The following is a 26478-nucleotide window of genomic DNA, read 5'->3' as shown; positions in this document are numbered from 1 at the left end:
TAGGGAATTGATAATAGGAAAATCATGAAATACAGAAATAAAGGGCTAATTGTTGTGATTTTGTCAATAATAGCGTCTTGTAAGGTGACTCAAAAATATGATGCACCCGACGCGAAGATAATATCGAGCTACCGAAGCCAAACGCAAGCTGATAGCAATACGGTTGCTTCGAAAAATTGGTCGGATTTTTTTACAGATACTGCTCTTCGAAAAATAATAGCCGATGGGTTGGAAGAGAACTTAGACCTTAAAATGGGAATACAACGCATTGTTGCCGCTGAGGCAGCCTTTAGTCAAAGTCGACAAGCCTTTTTTCCCGAGATAAATGGTACGGCGTCTATTAAACGGTCGAGATTGGCTTTTCCGCAGGGTTATGGTTTAATCAATAATGCTACCCAATATGACGCGGGCCTTACCATGGCATGGGAAGCAGATATCTGGGGACGTCTCAAGAGTAGTAAAAAAGCTGCATTAGCCAATCTGTTGGCCACGGAGGCCGCACAGCGGGCAATACGAAGCAAGTTGGTAGCTGACATTGCAACCAATTATTATGCACTTCTTGCGTTAGACCAGAAACTGAAGGTGTTGGAATTGACTCTTGAAAACCGCAAGAAGGACGTCCTGACGATGCGGGAGCTTAAAGCTTCGGCGGTGGTTAACGGCGCAGCAGTAGTGCAAAGCGAAGCGAATCAATATGCAGTAGAAGTGCTCATCCCAGATATTAAACGACAAATTAGGGAAACTGAAAATGTTCTATGTCTGCTCCTTGGTCGACCTTCCGGAGCTATTGAGCGAACGGCTCTTTCAAATCAAAAGCTACCGCTTGACCTATCGGCCGGTATTCCCGTTCAATTATTACGTTTTCGTCCGGATGTTGCCGAGGCGGAGCTGGTATTCAGAACTGCCTTTGAACAGGTCAATGTTGCGAAAACCGCTTTTTATCCCGGTTTTAATATCACTGCCGCCGGAGGGTTTACCAGTTTTGACATTTCTGAATGGTTTACTAATGCAGGCCTGTTTGCTAATATTATGGGCGGCTTAACACAGCCTGTCTTTAATCGTGGTGTAAATAAGGCCCGTTTAAAGACGGCCGAGGCTCAGCAGCAGGAGGCTTTTTACAACTTTAATAAAACATTGTTGACGGCGGGGAAGGAAGTTTCGGATGCCTTGTTTTCTTTGGAAAGCGCTTCGTTAAAAGAAACGAGCAGACGTAACGAATTAAGATCGCTCGAAAAAGCAGTTGATTTTACCAAAGAGTTGCTTCGGTATAGTTCTGCAACGAATTATACGGATGTGCTATTATCTGAACAGAACCTTTTGAATGCACAGATGGACAGAATTGATGATCAATTGCAACAATGGCAAGCAGTTATAGCACTTTATCGTGCAGTGGGGGGAGGTTCGCAGGAATATGATGATACCGAGCGCTTTGTAAATAATCAAAAAAATCATTAATTTACTTTGATGATCAAGGAAATAGCTATTGACGGTTTGCATATTCATGACATTGCTTCGTTTTATGAGGAAATCAATCGGGTCTTTATGTCGGATGAAGATTGGAAGATAGGGAACAGCCTTGATGCGTTTAACGATCTGTTATATGGTGGCTTTGGGGCTATGAAAGATTGCGAAAAAGTAAGGTTTGTGTGGAAAAACGTTGAACGAATGCAAGAAGCTTTAGGTTATAAGGCGACTAAGGCCTACTATGAAGATAAGCTTCAACAAGGTGCTCTCTTTAATAAAGAATATTTTAGGGAGAAATTAATAGCGCTTGAAAACGGCACCGGGGAAACCTATTTTGAGATGCTCAAATCCATTGTAGCTGCGCACAAAAATATTGATTTGGTACTTGTTTAAAATCCCCGCAACGTGCTTTGCGGGGATCTGTTGATTTATATAAACACTGTCTGTTACGACTTCTCGAGTTCTTGTACAAAATCCTTGCCCCAGTATTCCACGTCGAAATGAGAAACCGCTTCAAAGGAGCGTTGAATACGGATCGCTTGTTCCTGTTCATCCATCATCAGTGCTTTTAGCAGCGATTCAATCATACTTTTCCGATCGTAAGGATTCGTTAAAATAGCATAAGGTAGCTCCACAGAAGCTCCTGCGAACTCAGATAACACCAATGCTCCACTGAAGTCGTTTAATAGTCCTTTCGTTGCAATATATTCTTTCGCAACTAGATTTAACCCATCTCGGAGCGGTGTAATCCAAGCTATATCACTTATACCATAATAAGTAACTACTTCATCAAAAGGTAGTGAACGGTAGAAATATTGGATTGGAAGCCAATCCATGGTAGCATATTTACCGTTAATCTCACCAATGGCTTGATTCAGTTCATCTCGAACTTGATCGTAAATCTTCATTCCCTGCGAAGGGGGCGTACAGATATTGATCAACGCTACCTTTTCCCGGTATTCCGGGTAATCTTCCAGGAACTCACCAAAAGCTTTTATCTTTTCCAAGGGCCCTTTTACATAATCCAAACGCTCTATCGAAAGAATCGTTTTGATATCTTTCTTATGCTTCGCTACTTGCATGCGTTGAATATGCTGTTTTACTTTTGGAAAGGTTAGTGCGCGCTTGATGCTTGCCATGTTTACCCCAACGGGTTGGGCTCCTAAGCGAATTTTGCGACCTTCCACCTCGATAATTTTTGTCATGCTTTCCACACCCAAGGCACAGCTATAAGTAAGAAATTGTTTGGCAGCATTGATTGTTTTAACCACCCGAAACGGCACGTGACTTCGGAGTACGTCAACAAAATTTTCTACATAACGCGGGATATGAAAACTAATGAAATCGCACAACAGCAGCGAACCGATGATTTCCCTCCTCCAGGGAAGGATATTAAAAACATCAGCACCTGGGAAGGAGGTGTGATGAAAAAAGCCAATTTTCAAGTCAGGTCGTAAAGGCTTCAAATAGGCAGGTACCATCCAGAGATTGTATTCGTGAATCCAAACAAAAGCACCGTGATCGGCTTCTTTTGCTACACGATCGGCAAAAATTTTATTGATACGAAGGTAATGGTTCCAATCTTCGTGATTGAATCTTGCTTTATCTACAAAGGAAAAAATAGTTGGCCAAAAGGCCTCCTTGGAAAACACCCGATAAAACTGATCAATATCTTTTTTGGATAAAGAAATGGTAGAGCTCCACAGCTTTGGATATTTCTGCGCGTCGATCAATTGATTACCTACTTCTTTTCCGTCTTTTTGTTGCGCTTCTTCGCCTACCCAGATACCGGCACGACCATTTTCAAAAAGTCCGAGCAAGGAGGGAATAATACCGTTGGGACTTTTTGGTGCGTGGCGTACGCTTTGGCCCTTGATCATTGATTTTTCATAAGGGAGTCGGTGATAGACAATAACCAATTGATTTTTAGTGGCTTTTCGCTTTACTTTTGCGGTCTTATTTGCCGGGAATAGCTTACGAAAAGAGTCGAGTCGCTGCATGGCTTCCAAGATGCCTCCGGCCCCTGGCTGTTTGGCGTGGTAAACATCTTGGTTTTTAGCAGTGGTATCGAATAAAGCAGCCTCTGATGCTCCGACGACAACACCTTTACAACCAATTTGAAACATGGCGAGATCGTTCATTGTGTCGCCTGCCACGAGCACTCTTTCATCTGCTACACCTAACATATTAATAAGTTTGCGAAGTGTAGAACCTTTATTTACGCCTTTAGGAAGCAAATCCAAATATTTATCGACGGATGTAATGACGTCCAGATTTTTCTTTTCGGCTATATCCATCACTTTCGTTAGATCAACTCCGTTTGAATAATAAAAAGAGCTCCGTCGCTGCTGTGGTACTTCTTGCGGCTCAATGCCTTCAATTGTTGCAAGTGCTTGCCGTAAATCAAAGACTTCCGTCCAGTTGCGTTCTATTTCCGATTGGATCGGTTCAATCTTATCCAACGTGTGTCCATTGACGATGGTAGCTCCTACATCAGCGATGATATAATCGGGTGTAGGAATTAGCGGGTCGTTTAATAGGGGAATGACTGTTTCGAGGCCTCGACCTGTGACGAAAACCAGCGTAAAGTCTTTCGCCTCTTTAATAAGGCGATAGAGTTCCATTCGCTGGTTCATTTCACCGCCTAAGAAAGTTCCGTCTAAGTCTGTTGCTAGTATCATGCTATGTTAATTTTTGTTCCAAAAGTTTAAACTCAGTTAATACAGGCATATACTTAAATAATACACGATAAGCCGTTTGTAAGATCGGTAGCTTCAAGGGAAAATTCCGGGTAGTCTGATAGAGCCCGCGTGTTGCTCCATAACCTTCAGCTACCATGTTCATGGAATCTTTTGCTTTATCGACGCTATAGTCGCGGCCGATCATCTCACCAAAAAGACGGTTACGACTGTGAGCCGAATACGCGGTCACTAAAAGATCGCCTGCATAAGAAGAACTGAGGATTTCGGCATTACTGCCCATATGCCGGAGAACTTCTCTCAATTCCGCCAAAGCGTTGGCCACTAAAACAGCGATAAAATTATCACCGTAACGTAACCCCTTAGCCATTCCGGATACCAGACCAACTACATTCTTGTAGATCGCGGCCCATTCGATTCCCGTAATATCTGCATTTATACGAACGTCAAGATAATCTGCTGAAAAGCAGGTTTGTAACATTTGCTGCCAATGGGGATCAACCGCGCCGATTGTCAAGTAAGTTTTTTTTCTATGGCCGATTTCTTCAGCATGACAGGGGCCTGCCAAAATACCTTGAAGGTTATTCGGTATAATTAATTGCCTCGATATATAGGCGCTTGGTAGCTCGTGCTCTTCACCGACAGTTCCTTTGACGGCGCTCAATACAGCTTTGTTATGGATCCATTTTCTATCAAAACCAATCAATAAATCAGAGAGACCATCACTGGGAACGGCGAATAGAATAATAGTACTCTTTTGTGCTACAAACTGCTTCTGAGAGCTGCACTGTAAATATTCCGTATTTAAAGTAACAAAGTTTAGGTAATCAGGATTACTGCCTGCATTTTGTATTGCCTCTGCTTGCTCTGTCCGTCTTAAATACCAATTAACTATTAGTTTATTGTCTGTTAAAATTTTTACTAGAGCAGTAGCCCAGCTGCCACCGCCAAAAACACCAAATTCAATCAAAACAATTGATTTTTAGATTACAGAAAAAGTGGCTAAGTAGTCGTATAGCCAAATCGGAGCACAAACGTACAAATTTTTGGAAAAATAAACAACTATTGGTTAAGTTTTACTTTTGTTTTGGTTATAAGGTATTAAAATTAAGCTTCTTATGTTAGGCGTCCTACCTGTTGTATAAACTGGTCCAGCTGATCATTCTTGTCAAGGCCAAGTTTTTGTTTAAGGCGGTATCTTGCCATGCGGATGCTCTTTGGTTCGATACTTAAACGGGTCGATATTTCCTTATTCGAGAGCCCCATTAAAATATAAGAACAATATTTGAGGTCTAATCGGGTAAGGGTATGATTCGCTTTTTCCTGTAACTTCTCAAAGAACTGCGATTCGCTTTCAAAAAAATCGGTCTTATGACCTTCAAATTCCTTATCCATTCTTTTCTGCTGCTGGACGATTCGCTTAATCTGTTCATCAACAGAAAGATGACCTTTTTCCGCGATTTTATCAGATAGCATTTCCAGTAAACCATTTTTTTCTTCAATCTGCAGCGTTCCTGCAAGAATCTCTTTCTGTAAGCGCTCCTCGCGTTCTTTTAACAGCACTTGTTCGGCATGCAGTCTATTGGCCTCTGCCTCCTTTAATTGCGCTTTTAACTGAGCTTCTTCTTTTTCCCGATCAATAAGGGCTTGCTTTCTTGTTGAAGCTTTTAGTTTGTAATTATAAGAACTAAGTAGAAACAATAGTGTAAGGATACAGGATAGACCAATGATCAAGTATAGAAAGTTCCGCTTCTTTAGATAACTTATTTCCTGTTCTTTTTTGGCCATACTGTACCGGGCTTCCATTTTCTGGATATTGGTTATTTTTTCTTCATCAAAAGCCTCTTGATTGTATGCAATATGCTGTTTTAGGTAGCTTAAGGCAGTCTTCTCTGAACCTTTTTTTTCGGCGATTCGGGACAAAGCAAGAAATATGCGTGCTTTCGTTACCGGCATTTTAAGGACATTACCTTCAAGTGCAGCTAAACCGTTAAGCAGCGTCTTCTCTGCTTCGTCGTATCTTCCCTCGCGCAGCGCGTACTCACTACGAATACCATAGCAATTCATAAGCACTTCATGTAAGTTTGTCCGCTTTGCGATTTCAATAGCGAAATCGATGTACTTGTCTGCACTGTCTTTATAAGTATTGGGAAAATGTTTGAAATAGCTATTTGCAATGTTCAACGCCGCTGCCGCGGTATTACTTTGTGCGATTAGACGTCCGCGTTGAATGGTAGACAGTCGAATAGACCGCTTGTTATAAATCAAGGCAGAGTCGAGCAGATCATGCTTGGTTGTATCCAGTTTAAAGCGGTCATAGAAACTATGTCCTACCGTGAAGTAAGCTGTGTTTAAGGCGTCCACTTGTCCACTTTTTTTAGCACTTTCAAAGCTAAGACGCGCATAGGCCAATTGTTTATTGACATCGTTGCCATACCCATAGATACTGGCGAGATAGTGATAAATAGTGGCTTCGTATTCATAAAAATTCACTGTTTTGAATAAATCGAGCGCCTTCAATAACTTAGTGATGGATTTGTCACTTTCCCCGTTCACTAAGTCAAGCCACCCATTTCTGAATTCAACAAAGCCTTTTGCGACCGGGTCACTCGTTCGTGAGGCATAATACAAAGCGCTATCGAGGCTCTCATAGGCTTGTTTTATATCGTTGGCTTGTATATAGAGATAAATGAGCGTCGCAAAACCAATGGCGGGCCCTTCATAAGTGTTTAGCTTATGTCCGATATGAATCGCTTCCCGCGCTTGTTTAAACGATTTTTTTAGATCCTTTTCGGTATTGGCTTTCGCCAGCTTACATAAAAGGAGCGGTTTTTCCTGCAGCGTCGTGCTTGGTTGCGCTAAAAGATGCGCTAATGAGTCGATATAAATTTCCTGCCCTTTTGAGTGATAAAGGATAGTAAAAAGCGAAATGCAGATAAGAAGTAGGGACTTGTTTAACCAATGCATGTTCAAAAATAGAAAAAAGATGGGGTTCAAAAAATGGGAATAATTGGCTAAAATATTGACAGGCAGTTTCTTTTGAGGTTTTTGTAGACGCTTTGTAGTCGAATGTTTTTTTCTTGTAGACGGTGTATAGGTCTCTGATTTCAGGCATTATTGTCAATTCAAGCTAGTTTTGCCCTGTTCATTTTTAAACAATTATTATTATCATGACGAACAAAAATATGTCAATTATAGCCTATCTGACAATCATCGGATGGGTTATTGCTTACCTGAATTATCAAAAATCGGAAGAAAAAAGCAGTTTGGTGGGCTATCATCTAAGTCAAGCGCTCGGTATATTTATTTTTCATATTATATTGAGCATACTCACCACAGTGGTGTTAACTCTCTTACCTAGCTTAGCTACCTTATGCTACCTGATCCTTTTGATTCCATTGATTTTATTACTGTTAGGTATCATTACGGCTTTTAATGAAGTAAAGAAGCCTGTGCCATTCATAGGAAAGCTGTTTGAAGGAAAATTTAATTTTTAAACAACGAAGATTATCCATCCTATGAATAGGATGTCGCTTTATAAAAAACAGAAAAATGAAACAAATTTTTTTTAATACTTTTTTTTGCCTTGTCTTAGTGCTTTCCGCATTTGGACAACAGGGAGATCGTACAATTCGACTGAAATTAACGGATTCGAAAAGCAAGAAATCTCAGAGTTATTTATTGAATAGTTTTGCTTACTCGTGTACGAAACCTAGGGGCGACGGCCCCTCAATGGGATATTCTGCTTATGATGCTTATATCGTGAGTATTGATTTTCAACAAAATACCGATGAATTTCTATTAAAATGGATCGGTGGACAAATGGATAAAGCGGATGGTGTGATCACTGTGGAGGCGACCGGGGAAAAGAAAACTTTAAGAACTATTGCTTTTAAAGATGCCTCGGTAGGCGCAACCTCGGAAAGTTTCGCATCTGGTGACGGCTATGGCTATGCCAGTACACAGGTTTCTGTATATATTGATAATCTAACAATCGATAATGTTCCGATTCGTTATACGGCGACTAAAACAAATGGAAGTCGGTAGAAACTAATTTTTATGATATGATCATTTTTGGAACAGGGAAAAGATTAATACGGGCCGGTAAGCCTAAGTTCGATTGCACCTATTGCGGTTCTGAACAATCAGTAGGACTCCATTTTTATGTACGCTATTTTCATATTTTTTGGATACCGATGTTTAGTTATCGAACAGAGTCGCTTAGTCATTGCACACACTGCCGTCAAACCTTGAGCCGAAAGGAGATGCCGTTAAGTTTAGCACAATCTATCCCAGGCGAGAAGCCGAGTATACCCTGGAAATATTTTAGTGGACTTTTACTCGGTGTAATCCTGATAGTGTTCATATCTATTGCCATTGTGAACGAAGATAGGCAGACAGCCAACTATTTGCAGCGACCACAAGTTGGTGATGTATACGGTATTAAACAATCAAATGGGTTCTATACCTTGTATCTGCTTAGCCAATTTAAAGGAGACTCCCTTGGGTTTCGCGTCAATGATTATGAAGTGCCTGGTGCATCTAAATTGAGTGTCATTCGCCGACATCATGCGAAGGACTATGGCAAAAGTATCGTTTTCCTATCAAAAACAGACTTAAACGAATTAATGAAAAACAACCATATCATTAATATCCGTAGAGATTAATAATGATTTTTCAACCGATTAATAGGCTATGCAAACAATTAGGACAAGTTTATTTGAAATGACAGTGCCGGATATTTTCGAGAACCCTGGAGTTGTGCTGGAAAGTATTCGTGCAACGTATAACAAGGGTGATGAATGGGTGACGATCGGCGTGAGTCCGATTGAAAATTTTTCTGGCCTTTATGATATCGAATTAGAAAAGCAGTTGAGTTACGCGCTCGTGGAGGAATATTGGGAGCCTTATAGGGAGGGGATCAGATCATTAGCCTTTGCATCTGTGGCATTAGAAACCACAGATCCGGATGATTATTCCGATCGAGGGAATACGAGATTTGGAGGATTGCCTGACTTACCATGTGGCATTACATATCCCGTTTTTACAACCTATGATAATCGTGTAATGGGATATCAGTTCATTGCACAAATAAATTGTAAAGAACTTGCCTCATATCAAAATTACCTTCCTCGGCAAGGGCTACTCTATTTTTTCATCACGGATCAGGAAGATTTTAACGCCAAAGTGATTTATGCTCAGGAAACGGATGTATTAATTTCGGCTGCCGAATTAGAGATAGAAGATGATTTTATTTATGATGACCACGGTGTTTTTGCTCCCTATCGTGTAAAGGTAGGTAAATATGTAAGTGTGCCTCATTTTTATAATGATGACAGTCTGTATAAAGGGAAAGCCGCCAGCTTATCGGCCCTGGAAGAAGAGTACGAACAAACAGAGAATTTGAGAAGACAATTGGAGGAGCACACCTTATCTGTAAAACCGGTACATAGCATGAATAGTTATGTATTCAAACAACATGATTCTCCGCAAATTGAGGCAGCCGATCAGCTACGAGGAAATGCTAACGACTTTACGGTGTTACTCAAGGTCAGCTCAGATAGATTACCCGGATTTTGTTTCTGGGATGCGGGTGAGATTTATTTCGTTATTCACAAAAGTGATTTAGCTAAAGCAGATTTTTCTAATGTTTATTGTGGCTTGGAGAGCAGTTAGGTAGTTGAATAGTTGAAACGTTGAGTAGGAAAGTGGTTAAGTTGTAAAATAGTGGCAGTTGCGATGGTACTGTGTAACAAGCTCTCCACTGGTATTAAGCCCCTAAGTAAAAAGGCAATTGCTGTCGCAGTTCATCCTGACTGATTAATTCGGGATCCTGAAATTGCTTTCGAAGTAAATACATAGGAAATCTCAGCTGTAAATAACTAGTCTCAACAACAGCGTCTTCTGTTGAGAAGTAATGGCTTTTGTATTCGCCAACTAAAGGGTCGATTTCTTGCAGACGGATGATGAGCTCATGAATGACAAAAACCGGTATTTGTATATTGCTTATTTTCTTCATATTATTTAACAAAATAATGCTGTTAAATTAATACAAGTTTAACCATTTAATTTGGCTTTTCGAAATATAGCGTCTTGTCATTATTTTATTATTACGAACTGAAGAGCGGACTAGTGAGTTTCCCTTCGACTATCGTCCGAAATAAGTAATAAAAGCATGAACTTCGTCTAAAAGTATACTAGAAGAGACTTTCGATATTTTCAAAAGCCTAAGTAGCCACTTTGTGTATCAAGGGAAAGAAGATGACAAACTAGGCAAATTAGCTTCTTCGACATCTAAAACCAAGAGCCAATCGTGATTTTTTCCGCTTGTTGGCGGAACAAATGTAAGTAGTTGTGATCCTTTAGATAAAGGAATCGGAATGATATAGCCATCTTTGGGTCTATACCAATGGGCAATGAGTTTGCCGCTAAATATTGTCGAATTGATAGTAAATTGTTGGCCACGGGCAGCATAGACTAACGCAAAACTGTTGCCTTCTGCACGCGCAGCGCAGAGATAGGTGCTATCGTTGTTATTTTTGCCTAGAATTAAGCTGTTATCGGGAATGAGCTGTGCGAAGTTTCGTGCTGTCAGGATCTTTTTCAATGGTAGCATGGAAGCTGCACCTGGTCGTTTAAGGGATGCTTTCCACTCTTGGAGGCAGGGGATGTCGAACGTATCGTTTGCTGAGAAAAATTGCCAAATTGCATGATGACCATACGTATATCCGCACGCACCTGACAAAAAATTCCAGTAGGCGTGTACCCGAACGTCGTAATCCGAAAAATAGCCATATTTAAAAAAATTTTTATCCTTGATCAGTTTCTTGTCATCTAGTATATGTGGTGGCACACGTTCTTTACCGGTCCAGTCAATAAATTCCCAAAAACGGATTGGAATATCTTCGTAGGCGGGCTCCGCGTCGATCACGGGTTTTATCGGTTGTAAGGCATAGTCTCGAGCCGCAAATTTATAAACAGGGAAATAGGGATATGCATGGCCGGTTTGATAACTGTTGAAACCAAGCCAAGATGCCTGATGAAACCATTGAGATGATGAAGATTCTCCCGCCGGATGATAGGTTATAAGTTTCGCGTGTTTACCTTCCGCCTGTAAGCCTTTGGCCATTTGTGCCCAAATCGCTTTTACGCTGTCATTCAACACGTTTCTGTCGCCTCCAAGCATCCAAACGACAGGGCTATTGGCGTAACGTGTGCCTAAAAAACGACCGTATACGTATGCATTATCGGTATTGAAAACAACGGGGCCTTTGCCAGGTCTGTCAGATTTAACTTTGTCGGCCCAAGTTGGTAAAATGGCGAGATAGAGGCCTAACTCCCTTGCCATATTGATAATGGTGTCTACATGTTCAAAGTACGCTTCATTTGGTTTTTTTGGGTCGAAGTCGTATAAGGGGAGATCACCGTAATAGTTTGGTGTTCGCAAGCCGTCCTGTTCCGCTAATAAAACAGCTTGGATTACCGTGAACCCTTGTTTAGCTCGAGTTTGCAAATAATACTTGGCGTCTTCACGGCTCAGCTTATGGAAAAGTTCCCAAGCAGTGTCGCCGATCCAAAGAAAAGGGCGTCCGGCTTCTTCAATATAGTGCTTTCCCGGACTAATATGCAATTGACCTACGCTAGTATGATAGCCTAAGTGAAAGAGAACAATAAATAGATAGATGGTTGGTTGACGCATTTTTGTTCAGTTTATTTGGCTAATATAACGCACGCAAGCGGAGAATAAAAAAAGGGTTAAGAAAACACCAACATTGGCCTAAAAAGTATTATTTGACAGGCAATTAAAGCAGTAGCTTTGAAATCATCCATTCATAATTGCTTGAATCACCATGTTAAAAATGATGAAAAAAATTACTTTTTTGTTTAGCCTTTTTCTTTTGTGTTCTGTATGTTTTTCACAGACTCGGCCGACGGCACCATTTGGACTTAACTTGGCAGGGGCCGACTTCGGAGAAAATTTTCCTGGCGTTTACGGAGAAGATTATTACTATCCAACAGAAATGGAATTGGATTACTTTGCAGCAAAAGGGTTTAAATTATTTCGATTACCTTTTAAATGGGAGCGTATTCAACCGGTAATGGGCGGGCCTCTTGATACGGCAGAACTGAAAAGAATAATTGATTTTATTGATCATGCTGCTCAAAGAAATTTGTGGATTATTCCGGATATGCATAACTATTGCAGGAGAAAAGTGGGGGAAGTTTATGAACTTGTGGGGACAAGCAAGATCTCAACAAATTCTCTTGTAGATGCATGGGTGAAAATCGCGAAAGCGTTGCGGTATAAAAAGAACATTTGGGGTTACGGATTGATGAACGAACCACATGACATGCCATCAACTGATTCTTGGTTTCAAATAGCACAACAATTAATAACGGCGATTCGGATAGTCGATAGTGAAACACCTATCATAGTAGGGGGCGACGCATGGAGTTCGGCCGCGAAGTGGTTGCAATTTAGCACTCATCTCAAAGATCTGCAGGATCCTGCGAATAAAATCATTTACGAAGCCCATGTTTACTTTGACAAGGATGGTAGTGGTGCTTATAAATATTCGTTTGAGGAAGAAGAGGCCACTGAACAAATAGGTGTAAATAGAGTGAAGCCTTTTATAGATTGGCTTGCGAAACATAAAAAAAGGGGTTTCGTAGGTGAATATGGTGTGCCTGACGATGATGAAAGATGGTTGGAAGTACTTGATAAGGTATTAGCCTATATGCAGCAAAACGGCGTGTACGGCACCTACTGGGCGGCAGGACCCAGGTGGGGAAACTATAAACTGGCGGTTGAACCTATTAACGGAAAAGATAAACCTCAACTAAAAATCCTGGCTCGTTACTTGGAAGCAAATGAACGAACGAAATAACAGGCAGGTGCCGGATTCCTGCTTTACTTTTTTAATGGATGGCAGTGAAAAAAAAGCGGCAACGGATAAGATATTAGAAGGGAGTCTGCATTACTAGGAGAGGTTTCAGGGCATGAATTTAGCCCTGAACTGAGTCGGTGTCAACCCCTCCGCCTTTTTGAAAAGCCGATTAAAATTTGAAAGGTTCTGGAAGCCACACTGAAAGGCGATCTCGTTTACGCTTAAAGAAGTTTCGACGAGCAAACGTACGGCGCGATTAATTCGTATATTAGTGAGTGTTTCTATGAAGCTTTGACCAGTCTTCTTTTTGATGAAACGACTGAAAGCACCTTCTGTCATATTAACCAAATCAGCCAAATTCGCAAGACTAATGTTTTGCCCATAGTGCTGTTTCATATAAGCCAGAGCTTTCTCAGTACGTAGGCAGTTCGCTTTTATTGCGATATGTTCCTGATACAATCGACGTGATAAGGTAGTGTTCTCGCGATCTAACGCCAGTTGATGTAATAAACCGATGAGCTCGAGGAAGGTGTCAAAATTATCAGACCATTGAATGCTTTCGATTCGTAGCCGAACAGCTTGTATGGTAGGTTGACTAAAGGCAAGTCCTCGATTAGAGCGATCCAGTAAATGCCGCAAATCGGAGAATTGGTGTCGACGAAGCAGCTTGTCATCGAATAAATCGTTAGGCCATTGGATGGCAAACTCTTTGATGGTTTTTTCACCGCCCCGCACACGATCCCATCCATGCGGTAGATTAGGCCCAATAAGGACAAGCTCGTGGTCAGTTCTCAATTCGCTGACATGATCGCCCACCCGTCGCGTGACTCCACGCGCATTGCTAAGAAAGACCAATTCGAAATTTTCATGATAATGTATGGGTTCGTTCAAATGATATGTGTCTGTGGAAATAATCCGGAAACAATCGTGTTGGCGAAAAGGTACACTTGTTCGTATAATTGTTTTCGGATTATTTTTGTGTTGACCGATCATAGCATAAACATGATGAAAATACTGCCTGTAGTTAAGTCGCGCTACCGATAATAGTCTATATTAGTTTTCATTAGTATATCCAAGGGCATAAAATAAGCCTTTTCGATGGGTCGTTTCAATACGAGATACTCATATAAAAGTTTGATTCCCAAATATGCTTGATATTGAGGTTTCTGATTAATAAGGAAATTGATCACACCTTTTTTTAAATAAGCAACATTTTCTTCGATGAGATCGTAGCCAATCAATTTAACATTATGTATACCTTCCTCTTCAAAGATTGAGGCCACTTTATGTATAGCATTGCTGACGAATATGCCCTTTACACGGTTATGCGTATTTATAAAGTGTACTAAAGCGGCCTTTAACGCTTTGTCGTTTAGGTTCTCTGCCGCATAATGGTGGATGATGCGGTTTTGACGTCGAAAAAAATTATTAAAGCCTCGTTCTCTTGCTAAAAAATGAGAATGGTTGTCCTCTTTTTCGACAATGCGTACTACAAGGAGTTCCTCTTCGGGGTCTAGGCAATGATGTAGTATATCAGCTGCTAGTTTGCCACTGTCATGCGAATGTTGACCGATGAAGCTGAGAGCATCTACCTCTTGTAAATTGCTATCGAAGAAAATAACCGGTATTCCCTGGTCCTTGCAATGCAGAATCAAACGATCACTTTGTTTACGAAAGATCGGAACGATCAGAAAGCCGTCGAAATTACCGGCAATCGCTTTGTCAACAGCTTGTTTGAACGATTGCTCCTTATTCTGATAAAAATGGAAAACCTCTATTTGAATGCCATATTGCTCTAGCTCTTTAAGTGCGCGGTCAAAACCTTCTTGGTGTTGCTGCCAAAAGGGTATTTTTTTGGTCGCCTTCGGTATTAGGACGGCGAATGTGTACACCTTGCCCGATTTTAAACGACTGGCCAGGATGTTCGGTTTATATCCTAATTCCTCAATCGCTTTTAAAATGCGTTGCCGAGTAGCTTCGGATACGCCTCCTCGATTATGCAGTACACGATCTACCGGCCCAATGGATACCTGGGCATGTTCTGCAATATCTTTGATTCCGATGACTTTATTCTTGGTTTTAATGGCTTTGCGTTTTTTTTTTCAAATGTATAGAAAGCTGAAGGAATAAAACAAAAAAATATTAAAAAAATTTGCAATGTTTTTAATAATATTATAGTTTTGTCTCTATAGTTAACGTTAACTATTTCTATAAAGAAAAAAGTTAACGTACACCATTATAAATTTGTAAACCTAAAATAATGCGTATTATGAAGATCGGTATTGATAGTTACTGTTTCCATAGGCTGTTTGGAGAAGTATATCCTATGCAGGATGCGCCGGATCAACGTTTGTCTTTTGAAACTTTTTTAGCGCAATTGGATGAGTTCGAAATTGATGGGGTTTCCTTAGAATCCTGTTTTATTCCTCGGTTTAACCCGGAATACCTAAAAGCGGTGAAGCAGCAATTGGACAATTTAGGATTGGATAGGGTGTATGCCTGGGGACATCCGGATGGTTTAGAGGGCGGTAAGAATTTGAAGGCATTGGACGAGCTGATAGAACATATTGAGTATGCACATCAGATAGGCGCGTCCGTGATGCGCGTAGTGGGGAGTAGCCTTCAATTCAGATTTGAAGACCATCGGAAGCAGCTAGACTTACTCACCGAACAATTCGAACAGGCAGTAAAGGTGGCGAAAAAATATGATATAAAACTTGCTGTTGAAAACCATATTGATTTCAATGCCGAAGAAATACTGGAACTGGTTAAGCGGATTGATTCCAAGTATTTCGGCGTAAACTTCGATACAGGAAATTTTCTTCGTGTGCTGGACGACCCGATACAAGCAATGCAGAAATTGGCTCCATATGTTTATGCTACCCATATTAAAGACCTGTTACCGGTAAAGGGTGTGCCGGTTAATGAGTGGTATTTTTTCTCTTGCGTGCCGACGGGAGAAGGACTAATAGATAACGCTGCTCTCGCACGTATACTACAGGCTCAGGATTATCAAGGATTTTTAGCAGTCGAAATTGATTGCTTGCATCCAAAATATACCAATAGGGAAAGAGAAGTGGTGAACCAAAGTATCGAAACGTTAAAGCATATTACTAAACAAATCATTTATGGATAAAGCACTTTGTATTGGGTTGATTGGTTATAAGTTTATGGGCCGTGCACATAGTAACGCATGGAAAAAAGCTCCTTTGTTTTTTGATCTGCCCTGTAACCCCGTGTTAAAAACGGTGTGCGGACGGCATGCGGAAGCCCTTGGGGCGTTTGCCAAACAGTGGGGCTGGGAGCAAACGGAAACCGATTGGCGAAAGCTGGTTAATGATCCCACTATCGATGTTATAGATATTGCGCTACCGCAGCACCTTCATCATGAGGTGGTAATAGCAGCAGCAAAAGAAGGGAAGCATATATTTTGTGAAAAACCCCTAGCCATGAGCAGCAGGCAGGCGGAAGAGATGTGGCGGGTATGCGAGAATCGGGGCGTGGTGCATTATCTGAATCATAACTATAGACGGGTGCCCGCAATTGCATTGGCGAAACGGCTGATCAATGACGGAAAAATTGGGCGAATTTTTCATTGGCGCTGTGCTTACCAGCAGGATTGGATTGTAGATCCTATGTTTCCGTTAACTTGGCAACTCGATAAAAACGTGGCACAGGCGGGGCCGCAATGGGATTTAAATTCACATGCGGTCGACTTAGCCCATTATCTGGTGGGGGAGATAAAATCGGTAATGGCCCTTACAGCAAACTTTGTCAAGGAACGTCCATTGGCAGATGAGTCATCTACAGGCAACCTACAGGGCAAAGCACGGGGGAATCAAATGGGCAAGGTCTCGGTGGAGGATGCCGCGCTTATGCAGGTACAATTTGCAAATGGAGCGATTGGATCGTTCGAAGCGACACGTTTTGCAACCGGAAGAAAAAACAGCCTGACCTTTGAAATATACGGTAGCGACGGGAGCCTGACCTTTAACTTGGAACGCATGAACGAACTACAGTTCTTCTCCCGCCAAGAGGAACTTGTACAGCAAGGCTTTCGGAGAATTCTAGCCACTGAACCTGTTCATCCTTATACCGATCATTGGTGGCCGGCTGGACATATCATCGGCTATGAACACACTTTTGTCCATGCGGTGGCCGACTTTATGGAAGCAATCGTCAGTAAGGGATCTATTGAACCAAATTTCAGGGATGGTTGGCAAACCCTTCGCGTGTTAGAAGCGGGACTGGAGTCTGCAAAGACTAAACAGCAGGTATTACTTTAACATATTTATAGGAATGACAGCTAAAGAACAATTTGAACAGGATGGTTACCTTATCATCGATGTATTGAGCCAGCAGGAAATTGACGATTTTCGTATGCTGATGGATGAATTAATTAGTCCAAAAATTAAAGCCGACGACAGTCCGGCGCGTACTGCTGCTTTTCAACACTTGGGAGACGAATTGAGCGATTTCGGCAAAGAGGCGCGACAGTACTATTTCCATTTGCTCACGAAGCCAGGTACTGAATCTATCCACCATGCCTTTCATCATCCGGTTATTCTTGACACAGTCGAGAAGCTAATCGGGCCGAACTTAATCATTAACAATGCTTCCATATTGGCCGCCAATGAGGGCACCTCTTACTCATTGGGATGGCATCGGGATGTGATTCAGATTCCGCAGAATGAAATAGAAGACTGGCTGTTCTCTCCACAACGTTTTCATAACAGTGTACAGATTAACTTGCCATTGGTAGCGGAAAATTCTCTATGGATCGTTCCTGGTAGCCACAATAGACCCAATACCGAAGCAGAGAAGGTAGCTTTTGGAGGGTCAAAGCACTACGCACCCGTTGGAGCGGAGATGCCGGGCGGTATTCCGGTAACCCTCAAAGCCGGACAAGCAGTACTATACAATAATAATCTGATACATCGTGGTTATACCGAAAAAATGAACGTGCCACGCAGAACTCTGCACATGGGATATCACAGTGCAAATTACCCACCTACCTGGCATTTTTATCTCTTAAATGCCAATTTGTTAACGCCTGATTATCTGAAACGCCTGACCCCAACTATGAGAGAGATGATGCAAGAATATCTGGATTGTCGCCAACGTTACCCTAATATGGAAGACACCTGGAAATGGGAGTATAATTTTCCAGACAGCCCTTTAACATATCAACCAACTATTTAATCCTTTATCCTTGCGCAAACATGATACCGCTACCCAATAATAAAGATGTTGCTCTGTATTATTATATTTTGCTCTTCTCCTGTGTATTTCTTACTCATTGTGGGAAGAAGGAATCAAGGAAGGAATTCTCTACTGATTGGGCCTTTGCAGGAGGGGACGCAGGACAGCAGAAATTTAAAAAGTTGAGCAGTATCAACCGTTCCAATGTGCATTTGCTTCGGGAGGCGTGGGCATATCATTCGGGCGATTCTTCCGGAAATGTGCAATGTAATCCGCTCGTTATAGAGGGCGTTATGTACGCTACGACACCAGCGCAGCACTTAATAGCAGTGAATGCGGAAAATGGAAAAGAAATCTGGCGCTTCAATCCAGCTCGTAGAGGGGAGAAATTTGGCGGAATCAATCGCGGTCTGGCCTGTTGGCGCTCAAAAAATGGTGATGATGAGCGCCTATTTTACACAGCAGGCGGTTTTCTGTATGCTGTAGCTAAAGAAACCGGAAAGCCAGTGCTCAGTTTTGGCGATCAGGGACGAATTGATTTGAATGATGGACTGGTAAAGCCGAAAGAACAGATGGCTATTACCGCTCCGGCAGCCCCCATAATTTTTAAGGACCTTGTGATCGTAGGTACCATGAGCTGGAGCTCGCCGGCTAACGTTAGCGCTTATGATGTATATAGCGGTAAAAGACAATGGTTGTTTAATACCATTCCACATCCCCGTGAGCGAGGGTATGAGACTTGGGGTGATTCTTCTTTTTATCGTAAGGGTGCCGGGGTTAATGCGTGGGGTGGTCTTGCCTTGGATGTTGAAAACAGTATGGTTTACTTTGCTACCGGTCAACCTAAGGACGATTTTTATCGTGGGAATAACAGGGGGCAGCAGCTATTCGGAAACTCTGTTGTGGCTCTAGACGCTGGAAAGGGAAATTACAAATGGCATTATCAGGCGATACATCATGATCTTTGGGACCTTGATTTACCCTGTGCACCGATTCTTTGTATGCTTGAGGTGAAAGGGGAAAAAGTGCCCGGTCTTATTCAGCTCACAAAAACCGGTCATGTACTTTTATTTAATCGATTGACCGGCGAAATCCTATCCAAGGTAGAGGAGCGCCCGGTTCCAGGCAGTAGCTTACCGGGAGAGCATGCCTACCCGACGCAACCCTACGTTTCCTGGCCGGAGCCTTTTAGTAGGCAGATAGTGACGGCAGAAGATCTTACGGACCGTACGAAAGAGGCTAGGGAGTATGCGCAAAGGATATTTAAAAACGCTGATGCGGGTTGGTTTGTTCCTCCTTCTGAAAAAGGCATCATTTATTACGGAATCCATGGGGGAGCTGAATGGGGTGGGGGAGCGGTAGATGAGTCGAACCAGTTGCTTTTTGTGAATGCAAATGAACTGCCTTGGGTTATTCATATGCAGAATGTGAATCAACTAAACAATACCGAAAGCGATAGGCCTATCAGCGCGGGTAATGCAGTGTATCTGAAGATGGGATGCCAAAGCTGCCACGGTGGGGAAAGAAAAGGTCAAGGTGGCATTCCGGCACTCACTAATTTATCAAAGAAATACGATCAAAAAGGGCTTAGTGAAATTATCCGATCCGGTAAGAACGCCATGCCGGCTTTTGCACAGATTGAGGAGAAGGATATGCAGGATTTAACCAGCTTTTTGCTCGACCGGCAGCAGCAAAATCTACTGTCTGACAAGAAACAGCTGATCTTTCGCTCTTTAGGATATGTTAAATTTTTGGATCCGAATGGGTATCCCGCCGTTAAGCCGCCCTGGGGAACTTTAAATGCTGTTGACTTGCGAAGCGGAAAGATTAAATGGAAAGTACCTTTGGGTGAATATCCGGAGTTAACGGCGGCCGGTTTCCCGATTACAGGAAGAGAGAATTTTGGAGGCTGCATTGCAACCGCCGGTGGGCTGGTGTTCGTGGCCGCTACCGGTGATGAAAAACTGAGAGCTTTCGATCGAGATACCGGTAAACTACTATGGGAAACGAAATTGCCTTTTGGTGGGTACACAACGCCAAGTACCTACGAAGTAAAAGGAAAGCAATATGTATTGATTCCAGCTACCGGCGGTGGAAAGCTGGGGGGGAAAACCGGAGACGTTTATATAGCTTACACACTTCCTTAACTAAAAAAACTAAACGATGATTAAACTAAACAATATTGTGCTGTTGAGCTGCTTGATATTTGCTGTTTTTACGCCGAGTTGGGCGCAACAGGTTGGCAAATCGAAAGGCGAGCTTAATTTGTCGCTTTTTGAGAAGGATAACCTGGTTGCCTGGTGTATTGTGCCTTTCGATAGTAAAAAGCGTAAACCTGAAGAGCGGGCATCCATGTTAGACCAGCTGGGCTTGAAACGCCTAGCTTATGATTGGAGAAAAGAGCATGTGGCTACTTTTGACGAAGAAATACAAACCCTAAAGCAACATGGTATCAAGTTACAAGCTTTTTGGTTGTATGCAGGGGGCGACCCTGAGGGAGAAGGCGACTTGAAATTGATCACCGAAGCTTTAAAAAGGAATCGGGCTAAAACAGAGATCTGGGTATGGGTGAATGGTATTGAAGGACTCGATAGCTTAAATCAGGACGAAAAAGTGAAGAGAGTGGCAAAGTCGGTGCGCTATATTGCCGAAGAAGCCCGGAAGGTAGGCTGTAAGGTCGGTTTATATCATTACGATGGCTGGTTTAGTGAGCCGGAGAACCAACTAGCAGTTATCAACTATCTCAAAATGCCGAATATCGGGATTGTATACAATTTTCACCATGCACAGAAGCACCTGGAACGATTCCCCGATTTTTTTCCGAAAATCCTCCCCTATCTTATGGCTATCAATGTGGTTGGGCTGAAACAAGAGGATGATTTAAAATTGGTGCCCGTAGGTTGGGGCAACAGGGAACTGGAATTACTAAAGCTGATTGCGTCGAGCCCCTATAGGGGTCCCATCGGTATTATCAATGACGGTTTGGAACAAGATCCCGAAGTGGCGTTAAAGAAAAATCTCGAAGGATTGGAGCGTATAAAAACACAATTAAAAAAATCAACACATAGGCCATAGATATTTACTATTAAAGCCTAACTAACCATTTACTAAACAAATCTAAATGTATGAAGACACAATTAAATGATGTCAGCCGGGGACCGCTTTGCCTAAAAAGTGGACGCAAGTCGTCCTGCTGCGCTAAGAAGGTTTTCTTCTTCTGTCTATTCTTCATGATATGGGCAGCAACCGCGGTGGCACAGCAAGCTACAAGGGTAATAAGTGGTACTGTAACGGATACCAACGGGGAGACCTTACCTGGGGTAAGTGTCCGGTTGAAAAATACCGGTACAGTCGTTCAAACAGACGCAAAAGGTAGCTTTCGCATGCCAATTCCTAGTCAAGGTGGAATATTAATGTTCAGTTTTGTGGGCTATACTTCGGTGGAACAGGTTGTCGGAAATAGCGCTACTATGAACATCAGCCTTTCCCTTGCGAGCACCATGCTTGATGAGGTGGTGGCCATTGGTTATGGTACCATTAACAGAAGGGACCTTACGGGCGCGGTAGCTTCTGTAAAAGGTGATGAGTTAACGAAAGCAATTCCTTTTAGCGTAAATGAGAGCTTACAAGGACGTATTGCAGGGGTTAATGTCAATCGGAACGATGGAGCCCCGGGTGCCGGCATTAGCATTACCATTCGAGGCACCAACTCATTTACGGGCAGTGAACCGTTGTATGTTGTAGACGGTATTCCTTTTACTTCGGCCCAGACACCGGCAGGAGCAGAAGATAATTTCCAAACTATCAATCCGTTGTCTTTTCTTAACCCGCAGGATATAGAAAGTATTGAGGTGCTTAAAGATGCATCGGCGACGGCGATTTATGGCTCAAGAGGTGCCAATGGGGTGGTGTTGATTACAACGAAAAAGGGAGCCGCCGGTGTAGATAAGGTAGAGTTTATTTCCAATACCTCATTAGCTAGTGTTTCCAAACGTGTAGACATGTTGGATGCTTATCACTATGCGCTTTTCCAAAATGAAGCGTATGCAAATTATAGTACTTATGAAGGTACCGCGTTGACGGTTCCCTTCCCCGGGGAAGTTACGTTAGATCAGGTAACGGGTAGAGAGGTTTATACACCTAAACCGGAGGATTATTTAACCGGTTTACCGGAAGGGACCGCTTATCCGACGGGATTTCGTGGTACCAATTGGCAGGATCAGATTTTCCATCATGCCGTATCACAAGATTACACATTACGGTTTTCAGGAGGAAATGATAAGGGTACTTATTCCCTTTCAGGAAATTACTTGAATCAGAAAGGAATTATCATTAATTCGGGTTTTAAGCGGTATAATGCGCAACTAAATGTAGAAAGGAAGATCAATGATTTCTTATTGGTAGGAACTAACAACAATGTTTCTTATACAACCTTTCAATTTGGCAAAACAAATACCTCAGGTGCACAGCCAAGTTTAATCAGCTCTGCGTTGTATTTTCCACCTACCTATCCTTTGGATGATCCGAATTCGGATCTTCGGGAAAACGCAATCAATAATAGTAATCTCGCTAACCCCTATAAAACCTTACATTCTTCGCGAGATATGACCTATTCTACCCGTGTGTATACAGGTGCTTACATTCAGCTCAACTTTACACCGTTTTTGAATCTCCGTGAGCGTATTGGTTATAATTACAATACCAATAAAAGGGAAACTTATTATGGTAGAGATATCAACGAAGGGAGGGCGCCTATTTATGGAAGAGGTTCTATCGGTGACAATAACTATAAACAGTTTACCTCGGAGGCCATATTGAGTTTCAATAAAGTATATGATGAGAAACACAGCATTAATGCCATGGGGGCATTTACTTACGAGCAAGGTGACGCGGATTACCAAACCATGAGTGCCACGAATTTTCCGACGGATATCACCAAAAACTTTAACTTACGTGCCGGTTTGGTGCCTTCTCCCTTGCAGAATGGTCGGCAGGAAAACTCGCTGATGTCTTTTCTTGGCCGTGTTAATTACAGCTATCTGGGTAAATATCTATTTACCGCTTCTTTTCGGCGGGACGGATCGAGCAAATTTGCGGAAAACAACAAATGGGCCAACTTCTCTTCTTTTGCTTTAGCGTGGAATGCGGGGGAAGAAAGTTTCGTAAAAGAACTGAATGTTTTTTCGAACTTGAAGCTGCGCGCCAGTTATGGACAAACGGGAAATCAGGGTATTGGCCCCTATGGAAGTGTATATAGCACCGTAGTAAGTAACGTGCCTATTAACGGCTCTATTCTCAGTGGTTTTTCAATTGATGAAAACAAGGGCTTTGTCGATGAAAATATTAAGTGGGAAACAACCACTCAGTATGATGCAGGAATGGATATGGGGTTTTGGAAAAACAGAGTGAATGTAACGGTTGATGTATATTTAAAAAGGACAAAAGACCTGTTGCAATCTATACAAATTCCGATGAGCTCAGGCTTCCGTACGATGTTAACCAATTTTGGGACCGTTGAAAATAAGGGGTTGGAAATCACCGCAGATGCTTCGCTGATTCAGGGTGCGACCTTTAAGTGGGACGTTTCGGGCAATATTGCCTTTAACCGAAATAAGATTTTAGATTTACCTGCAGATCAATACGCAAACAGGCTATGGTATCCATTTGATCAGATATTTTTACAGCGGAATGGCCATGCGATCGGAACGATTTTTGGCTTGAAAGAAGACGGCTTCTACGATTCAATCGAAGAAGTGAAGGCCGACCCGCAATATGCATCGCTTTCTGCTGCGGAACAACTCGCTAAAGTTGGTGAGATCAAATACCAAAATGTAGATGATGATCCTTCCGGTCTTTCTCAAACGACCGACCGTGCAATTATAGGAAACACCAATCCCAATTATATTTTTGGCCTAACTAATAATTTCAGTTATAAAAAGTTTACCTTGTCGGTTTTTGTCCAAGGTTCAGTTGGAGGGGATATTCTTAATTCTAACCTATTAAAGGTAACCATGAGCCAATTGGGTAACATTCCGCAGTTTGCTTACGATACACGTTGGACGCCAGATAATACAGAAAATGCAAAATGGCCGAAAGCAAACGCGTCAGCCTCACGAGCTTACTTATTCTCAGACCGTTTCATTGAGGATGGAACCTTTGTACGCCTGAAGAATATTAACCTGGGTTATACCTTTACACCGCGATCAAAATACCTTTCTGCTTTAAACCTTTATTTCTCCGTTAGCAATGTATTCACTATATCCGATTATAGCTGGTTTGATCCGGATGTAAACTCTTTTGGTGGAGACGCCTCGCGTAGAGGTGTAGATATGAACTCCTATCCTAATAGCCGTATGTTTACTTTAGGACTAAAGGCATCACTTTAACTAGCAATGGATAACTTATAAAACTAAAAATAATGAACGCTACAAAATATATCTTATTGCTCAGCACAGTTCTCATTTTAAATGGAGCTTGTGAAAAGGCTTTAGAAGAAACGCCTTATGATTTCGTTTCGCCTGATCAACTGGGTAAGAGCTCTGAACAGGATGCTAATTTATGGGTAAATGGCGCCCTGAATACTTTAAACAGCGGCAATTTTTTTGCCTACGCTGTATGGAATCGTCCACACGAAATGGATTGCGATGATATCACCGGTAAAGATTGGGCGTTTTCGAACTTAGGCGCCGGCAACTTCTTGGGTACTTCTGCTAAGAACGATTTACGGACGTATTGGTCAGGACCTTACGCACTGATACAACGTTGTAATGTGGCCATCAAAAGGATAGAAGAGATGACTTTTGATGAGGCTGCAAAAAACAACGCGCTTGGGCAACTACATTTTCTAAAAGCCTGGGCTTATTTTGTGCTGGTACAGGCTTTTGGTCCGGTGCCTATTCATAAAGAATCGATCGTCGATGTGGGGGTAGGGAATGTTGCTTTGCCAAGGTCTCCGGTAAGCGATGTTTACACTTATATTATAGAAGAATTGCAATTGGCAGAAACACAGCTGTATTCGAAACAGAATAGCAAGCACGAGATCGGTCGTATTAGCCAAGAAGCGGCCAAAACCATGTTGGCGAAGGTTTATACCACCATGGCATCAGGAGCACTTGCAGGTGCACAGCTAACGGTAATGGGCGGTGCGCAAACAGCAATGGTAAATGGAGTGCTTACTCGCATTCCACCCGTTCCGCTAACGCATACAAAGCAAGTTGTGGCGGGTTATGAGTCTTTTGATGCCGCAGCCTACTTTAAGTTAGCGCGGGATAAAGCTAAAGAAGTGATTGACGTTGCCAAAGCGGGAGGGAATTTTAATTTATTTCCAAGCTACATGGATGTGTGGTCTATTGCCAACCGAAATAGAGGAGAGCACTTTTGGCAAATGAATGCAACCAATAGTGAGGAGTTTGGCAATTTTCTTTCGTATCAATATGTCGGCGTGATCTTACCACATGGTTCAATCGACGGAGGGCATTGGGCGTTGTCTGATCATTGGTATGATCTATTTGAAGAACAGGATGAACGTATCCGAAAAGGAGTCATACATCGTTATCAGCTTTTCGCTAACGCAGCTTGGCAATATTATCCCGGGAAAGATAGTTTAAAGGTAAAGAACAGTGCAACGGTGCCAACGGAAGAAGGTTATCAACCAACAGATAATTATGCGCCTGATAACTGGCATGTTGCTATGGCCGCCAAATATGCACAGGTTACCGACCGTACACTCTATCGAGCCGATATGCCTTATCCTTTCTTACGCTATGCAGAGACTTTATTGATTTTTGCAGAGGCAGAAAATGAAGTGAATGGTCCTACATCAGAAGCCTATGAAGCACTCAATGCTATTCGTCGGAGAAGCAACGCCTCTTTGCAATCGGTAGGTAATATGGATCAGCAACAATTCAGGTCTTTTGTTTTGGAAGAACGGCGTCGTGAACTCCATTTGGAAGGTGTACGCGCTTGGGATTTACGCAGATGGGGGATTTATTTGCCGGTGATGAACGCCATTGGCGTGGATGCAAATAATATCATCAAGCGTCGGAATAACGCACATTTACTTTTTCCTATCCCCGAAGAGGAGATCAATTCAAATCCTGGTATGGTGAATAACCCTGGATGGTGATGCAGAAGTCCCACTTCCTTTGTTTTTTCTTAGGAAGTGGGTTTGTCTTGATGTAAATCAATCTTCCGATGATTAAAAGCGATATCAACACAGCGCAGCA

Annotated in this window: 21 protein-coding genes and 1 pseudogene; 14 read left to right on the top strand and 8 right to left on the bottom strand. The window is 42.2% G+C overall.

Features of this window, described 5'->3' with window-relative positions:
- Positions 1-24: 24 nt before the first annotated feature.
- Together M1D52_RS18095 and M1D52_RS18090 are read left to right on the top strand one after the other, a co-directional pair.
- Positions 25-1455 carry an efflux transporter outer membrane subunit gene (locus tag M1D52_RS18095; protein WP_437393359.1) on the top strand — a complete coding sequence of 477 codons (1431 nt, stop codon included), beginning with the start codon at positions 25-27 and terminating at the stop codon, positions 1453-1455.
- Positions 1456-1464: 9 nt separating this feature from the next.
- Entirely contained in the window at positions 1465-1857 is a 393-nt protein-coding gene (locus M1D52_RS18090) for a barstar family protein (RefSeq protein ID WP_013665871.1), read from the top strand.
- 53 nt (positions 1858-1910) lie between these two features.
- Here M1D52_RS18090 and ggpS read toward each other — a convergent pair whose 3' ends face one another.
- From ggpS to M1D52_RS18075, 3 genes are all read right to left on the bottom strand, one after another.
- Positions 1911-4145, bottom strand: coding sequence for a glucosylglycerol-phosphate synthase (ggpS, locus tag M1D52_RS18085; protein WP_437393360.1), 2235 nt, complete (start codon positions 4143-4145; stop codon positions 1911-1913).
- Position 4146: 1 nt separating this feature from the next.
- Complete coding sequence (locus M1D52_RS18080) at positions 4147-5133, bottom strand: NAD(P)H-dependent glycerol-3-phosphate dehydrogenase (protein WP_437393361.1); 987 nt, start codon at positions 5131-5133, stop codon at positions 4147-4149.
- Positions 5134-5279: 146 nt separating this feature from the next.
- Positions 5280-7130, bottom strand: coding sequence for a helix-turn-helix transcriptional regulator (locus tag M1D52_RS18075; protein ID WP_013665874.1), 1851 nt, complete (start codon positions 7128-7130; stop codon positions 5280-5282).
- A 203-nt stretch (positions 7131-7333) separates the two neighbouring features.
- On the opposite strand from M1D52_RS18075, the gene M1D52_RS18070 reads away from it, so the two are divergent.
- The 4 genes from M1D52_RS18070 to M1D52_RS18055 are packed head-to-tail and all read left to right on the top strand — an operon-like array spanning position 7334 to position 9839.
- Positions 7334-7660 carry a hypothetical protein gene (locus tag M1D52_RS18070; protein WP_013665875.1) on the top strand — a complete coding sequence of 109 codons (327 nt, stop codon included), beginning with the start codon at positions 7334-7336 and terminating at the stop codon, positions 7658-7660.
- Between the two features lie 55 nt (positions 7661-7715).
- Complete coding sequence (tssD, locus tag M1D52_RS18065) at positions 7716-8210, top strand: type VI secretion system tube protein TssD (RefSeq protein ID WP_130857126.1); 495 nt, start codon at positions 7716-7718, stop codon at positions 8208-8210.
- Positions 8211-8227: 17 nt separating this feature from the next.
- Complete coding sequence (locus M1D52_RS18060; RefSeq protein ID WP_377478004.1) at positions 8228-8830, top strand: hypothetical protein; 603 nt, start codon at positions 8228-8230, stop codon at positions 8828-8830.
- Between the two features lie 28 nt (positions 8831-8858).
- Complete coding sequence (locus M1D52_RS18055) at positions 8859-9839, top strand: YwqG family protein (RefSeq protein ID WP_437393362.1); 981 nt, start codon at positions 8859-8861, stop codon at positions 9837-9839.
- A gap of 94 nt (positions 9840-9933) precedes the next feature.
- Here M1D52_RS18055 and M1D52_RS18050 read toward each other — a convergent pair whose 3' ends face one another.
- Together M1D52_RS18050 and M1D52_RS18045 are read right to left on the bottom strand one after the other, a co-directional pair.
- A complete protein-coding gene (locus tag M1D52_RS18050) occupies positions 9934-10182 on the bottom strand; it encodes a hypothetical protein (protein WP_013665879.1) in 249 nt (82 codons plus the stop codon).
- A 228-nt stretch (positions 10183-10410) separates the two neighbouring features.
- On the bottom strand, positions 10411-11862 hold the full coding sequence (locus M1D52_RS18045) for a glycoside hydrolase family 140 protein (protein ID WP_437393363.1): 1452 nt from the start codon (positions 11860-11862) through the stop codon (positions 10411-10413).
- A gap of 160 nt (positions 11863-12022) precedes the next feature.
- Between M1D52_RS18045 and M1D52_RS18040 the strand changes: the two genes are divergently transcribed.
- Positions 12023-13051 carry a glycoside hydrolase family 5 protein gene (locus tag M1D52_RS18040; protein WP_377610305.1) on the top strand — a complete coding sequence of 343 codons (1029 nt, stop codon included), beginning with the start codon at positions 12023-12025 and terminating at the stop codon, positions 13049-13051.
- 105 nt (positions 13052-13156) lie between these two features.
- Here the strand turns inward: M1D52_RS18040 and M1D52_RS18035 are convergent, their stop codons facing one another.
- The 3 genes and pseudogenes from M1D52_RS18035 to M1D52_RS18025 all read right to left on the bottom strand — a co-directional run.
- Positions 13157-13942, bottom strand: coding sequence for an AraC family transcriptional regulator (locus tag M1D52_RS18035; protein WP_377610307.1), 786 nt, complete (start codon positions 13940-13942; stop codon positions 13157-13159).
- A 143-nt stretch (positions 13943-14085) separates the two neighbouring features.
- Complete coding sequence (locus tag M1D52_RS18030; RefSeq protein ID WP_437362892.1) at positions 14086-14943, bottom strand: substrate-binding domain-containing protein; 858 nt, start codon at positions 14941-14943, stop codon at positions 14086-14088.
- Between the two features lie 42 nt (positions 14944-14985).
- Positions 14986-15099 (bottom strand): annotated as a pseudogene (locus tag M1D52_RS18025) (helix-turn-helix domain-containing protein); the annotation flags it as partial.
- A gap of 221 nt (positions 15100-15320) precedes the next feature.
- On the opposite strand from M1D52_RS18025, the gene M1D52_RS18020 reads away from it, so the two are divergent.
- Genes M1D52_RS18020 through M1D52_RS17990 form a run of 7 tightly spaced genes read left to right on the top strand, consistent with a single transcriptional unit; the run spans position 15321 to position 26378 of the window.
- Positions 15321-16187 carry a sugar phosphate isomerase/epimerase family protein gene (locus M1D52_RS18020; protein ID WP_437362894.1) on the top strand — a complete coding sequence of 289 codons (867 nt, stop codon included), beginning with the start codon at positions 15321-15323 and terminating at the stop codon, positions 16185-16187.
- Positions 16180-17337 (top strand): Gfo/Idh/MocA family protein, encoded by a 1158-nt coding sequence (locus M1D52_RS18015; protein ID WP_437362896.1) that lies wholly within the window; start codon positions 16180-16182, stop codon positions 17335-17337. Before M1D52_RS18020 ends, M1D52_RS18015 begins: the two co-directional genes overlap by 8 nt.
- A gap of 13 nt (positions 17338-17350) precedes the next feature.
- Entirely contained in the window at positions 17351-18253 is a 903-nt protein-coding gene (locus tag M1D52_RS18010; protein ID WP_377610315.1) for a phytanoyl-CoA dioxygenase family protein, read from the top strand.
- A 20-nt stretch (positions 18254-18273) separates the two neighbouring features.
- On the top strand, positions 18274-20400 hold the full coding sequence (locus M1D52_RS18005; RefSeq protein WP_437393364.1) for an outer membrane protein assembly factor BamB family protein: 2127 nt from the start codon (positions 18274-18276) through the stop codon (positions 20398-20400).
- A gap of 16 nt (positions 20401-20416) precedes the next feature.
- On the top strand, positions 20417-21328 hold the full coding sequence (locus tag M1D52_RS18000; RefSeq protein ID WP_377610319.1) for a sugar phosphate isomerase/epimerase family protein: 912 nt from the start codon (positions 20417-20419) through the stop codon (positions 21326-21328).
- Between the two features lie 50 nt (positions 21329-21378).
- On the top strand, positions 21379-24639 hold the full coding sequence (locus tag M1D52_RS17995; RefSeq protein WP_437393365.1) for a SusC/RagA family TonB-linked outer membrane protein: 3261 nt from the start codon (positions 21379-21381) through the stop codon (positions 24637-24639).
- A gap of 32 nt (positions 24640-24671) precedes the next feature.
- Positions 24672-26378 carry a RagB/SusD family nutrient uptake outer membrane protein gene (locus M1D52_RS17990; RefSeq protein WP_437393366.1) on the top strand — a complete coding sequence of 569 codons (1707 nt, stop codon included), beginning with the start codon at positions 24672-24674 and terminating at the stop codon, positions 26376-26378.
- The last annotated feature ends 100 nt before the right edge of the window (positions 26379-26478 follow it).

The sequence above is a fragment of the Olivibacter sp. SA151 genome, from assembly GCF_054130995.1.
This window is presented reverse-complemented; position numbering and strand designations above follow the sequence as displayed.

Coding starts and splice junctions, on each gene's coding strand:
- M1D52_RS17990 (WP_437393366.1), top strand. CDS start 24,672: ATGAACGCTACAAAATATATCTTATTGCTCAGCACAGTTCTCATTTTA.
- M1D52_RS18055 (WP_437393362.1), top strand. CDS start 8,859: ATGCAAACAATTAGGACAAGTTTATTTGAAATGACAGTGCCGGATATT.
- M1D52_RS18075 (WP_013665874.1), bottom strand. CDS start 7,130: ATGCATTGGTTAAACAAGTCCCTACTTCTTATCTGCATTTCGCTTTTT.
- M1D52_RS18015 (WP_437362896.1), top strand. CDS start 16,180: ATGGATAAAGCACTTTGTATTGGGTTGATTGGTTATAAGTTTATGGGC.
- M1D52_RS18005 (WP_437393364.1), top strand. CDS start 18,274: ATGATACCGCTACCCAATAATAAAGATGTTGCTCTGTATTATTATATT.
- tssD (WP_130857126.1), top strand. CDS start 7,716: ATGAAACAAATTTTTTTTAATACTTTTTTTTGCCTTGTCTTAGTGCTT.
- M1D52_RS18070 (WP_013665875.1), top strand. CDS start 7,334: ATGACGAACAAAAATATGTCAATTATAGCCTATCTGACAATCATCGGA.
- M1D52_RS18090 (WP_013665871.1), top strand. CDS start 1,465: ATGATCAAGGAAATAGCTATTGACGGTTTGCATATTCATGACATTGCT.
- M1D52_RS18040 (WP_377610305.1), top strand. CDS start 12,023: ATGATGAAAAAAATTACTTTTTTGTTTAGCCTTTTTCTTTTGTGTTCT.
- M1D52_RS18010 (WP_377610315.1), top strand. CDS start 17,351: ATGACAGCTAAAGAACAATTTGAACAGGATGGTTACCTTATCATCGAT.
- M1D52_RS17995 (WP_437393365.1), top strand. CDS start 21,379: ATGAAGACACAATTAAATGATGTCAGCCGGGGACCGCTTTGCCTAAAA.
- M1D52_RS18050 (WP_013665879.1), bottom strand. CDS start 10,182: ATGAAGAAAATAAGCAATATACAAATACCGGTTTTTGTCATTCATGAG.
- M1D52_RS18000 (WP_377610319.1), top strand. CDS start 20,417: ATGATTAAACTAAACAATATTGTGCTGTTGAGCTGCTTGATATTTGCT.
- M1D52_RS18020 (WP_437362894.1), top strand. CDS start 15,321: ATGAAGATCGGTATTGATAGTTACTGTTTCCATAGGCTGTTTGGAGAA.
- M1D52_RS18045 (WP_437393363.1), bottom strand. CDS start 11,862: ATGCGTCAACCAACCATCTATCTATTTATTGTTCTCTTTCACTTAGGC.
- ggpS (WP_437393360.1), bottom strand. CDS start 4,145: ATGATACTAGCAACAGACTTAGACGGAACTTTCTTAGGCGGTGAAATG.
- M1D52_RS18060 (WP_377478004.1), top strand. CDS start 8,228: ATGATCATTTTTGGAACAGGGAAAAGATTAATACGGGCCGGTAAGCCT.
- M1D52_RS18095 (WP_437393359.1), top strand. CDS start 25: ATGAAATACAGAAATAAAGGGCTAATTGTTGTGATTTTGTCAATAATA.